At 36.3% G+C, this 2,049-nt stretch carries 2 protein-coding genes; one reads left to right on the forward strand and one right to left on the reverse strand.

Going from position 1 to position 2,049, the window contains the following annotated elements:
* Positions 1–182 precede the first annotated feature (182 nt).
* Entirely contained in the window at positions 183–872 is a 690-nt protein-coding gene (rplA, locus tag AB1397_08130; protein ID MEW6482939.1) for a 50S ribosomal protein L1, read from the reverse strand.
* A 68-nt stretch (positions 873–940) separates the two neighbouring features.
* Here rplA and AB1397_08135 point away from each other — a divergent pair.
* Positions 941–2,049 (forward strand): endonuclease Q family protein (locus AB1397_08135; protein ID MEW6482940.1); only part of this gene is annotated, 1,109 nt, incomplete at its 3' end.

Here is a 2,049-nt window from a genome sequence, read left to right on the forward strand (position 1 = left end):
AATCTTGTTATCTCGTCAACCGAAAGGGTAGATATATCTGTTAAGATAATGGTATTGTTCTTTTCTATCCTATCCTTTATCTCATCCATTATCTTTTGTTTTAAAATATGCCCTTTTTTCATCTTTGCTTCCATATTCAATTTAAAATTTGCAATTTAAAATTTACAATTTGCAATTTTTATTTACTCTCCCAATGCTTTTTTCATAAGCTTTGTATCTATCTTTATGCCTGGCCCCATAGTTGATGATAAGCTTATGCTTTTAATATATTGACCCTTAGCTGCGGCTGGCTTTGCCTTTACAATGCTTTCCATAAATGTAAAAAGGTTTTGCAATAGCTTCTCCTTTTCAAAAGAGACCTTTCCAATTGAGGAATGGACAATCCCATATTCATCACACCGGTATTCAATTCTACCCTTCTTAATCTCTTGAATTGCCTTTCCTACCTCAAATGTTACTGTTCCTGATTTTGGATTTGGCATAAGACCACGGGGACCTAAAATCTTTCCCAAGCCTCCAACCGATTTCATCATATCAGGCGTTGAAATACAAACATCAAAATCGAGAAATCCCTTTCTTATTTTCTCAATAAGGTCTTCATCGCCAACAATATCAGCTCCGCTTTTAGATGCCTCATCTTGTTTTTCTCCCTTTGCAAACACAGCAATCCTTTTCTTCTTTCCCGTTCCATTTGGCAAAACAATGGTTCCCCTAACCTGCTCCTCTGCGTGTTTAGGATTCACACCAAGTCTTATATGAACCTCCACGCTTTCATCAAACTTGCATTTTGCCATTTTCTGCAAGATTGAAATTCCCTCTTCGGGTGAATAGCCCTTGTTTTTTTCGTAATCTACTTTTTGCTCTTTATCCATAGAAATAAAATTTTACCATCATTTAAATTGCTTTGGCAAGAAATTTTTGTTAAAATTTAAATTAGCAAATGGAATTCATTGCAGATTTTCATCTTCATTCAAAATATAGCAGGGCAACCAGCGCTGATATGGATATTCCAGAAATGGCAAGGTTTGCCAAGCTAAAGGGTATTTCCCTTTTAGGCTCTTCTGATTTTACCCATCCGGTCTGGCTTTCTAACCTTAAGGCACATTTAAAAGAAATTGAAGGCAATCTTTTTGAACACAATGGCGTAAAATTCATCCTGACCTCTGAGGTATCCAATATCTATAAGGATAAAGAAAAGCTTGTCAAGGTTCACATTATCATTTTTTCTCCAAGTCTTGAGATATGCGATAGGATAAATAAAAAATTACAAAGATATGGAAGCCTCTTTGCTGATGGAAGACCCACCCTTTCCCTTTCCTCTCCTGATTTAGTAAAAATGCTTCTGGATATAGATAGCCGCATATTCATTGTCCCAGCCCATATCTGGACACCACATTTCTCTGTATTTGGAGCAAATTCGGGGTTTAACTCAATAAGCGAATGCTTTAAGGAGGAATCCCCTAATATATATTGTCTGGAAACAGGGCTTTCATCGGATCCAAAAATGAATTGGAGGCTATCTATGCTTGACAAATATACCCTCATTTCAAACTCTGATGCCCATTCTCCAGCAAAGATTGGAAGGGAGGCAAATGTGTTTAATTGTGAGATAAACTATAACGCCATTATTTCTGTTCTGAAAAATAAGGATAAGAGCAAATTTTTAAAGACTCTGGAATTTTTCCCAGAGGAGGGAAAATATCACTATGATGGACATAGGAATTGCCAAATTTCCTTTTCTCCCGATGAGACAAAGAGGCTAAATTTAAAATGCCCAAAATGCAGAAAAAAATTGACCATTGGCGTAATGCACAGGGTTTGCGAGCTTTCCGATAGAGACCCTGATTTTATTCCAGAAAATTCTATTCCCTACAAAAACTTTATACCATTAGATGAAATTATAGGAGGTGCCCTTGAAAAAGAGCCTACCTCTGTGGTTGTAAAAAGGGAATACCTCTCTATGGTTGAAAATATAGGGACTGAATTTGATATTTTGCTTAAGAAGTCAGAAAATGAGCTTAAAAAGGGGGTTTTTCAAAGGATATTTGA

The sequence above is a fragment of the bacterium genome, from assembly GCA_040756715.1.
In the GTDB taxonomy this organism is placed as follows: Bacteria; UBA9089; UBA9088; order UBA9088; family UBA9088; genus JBFLYE01.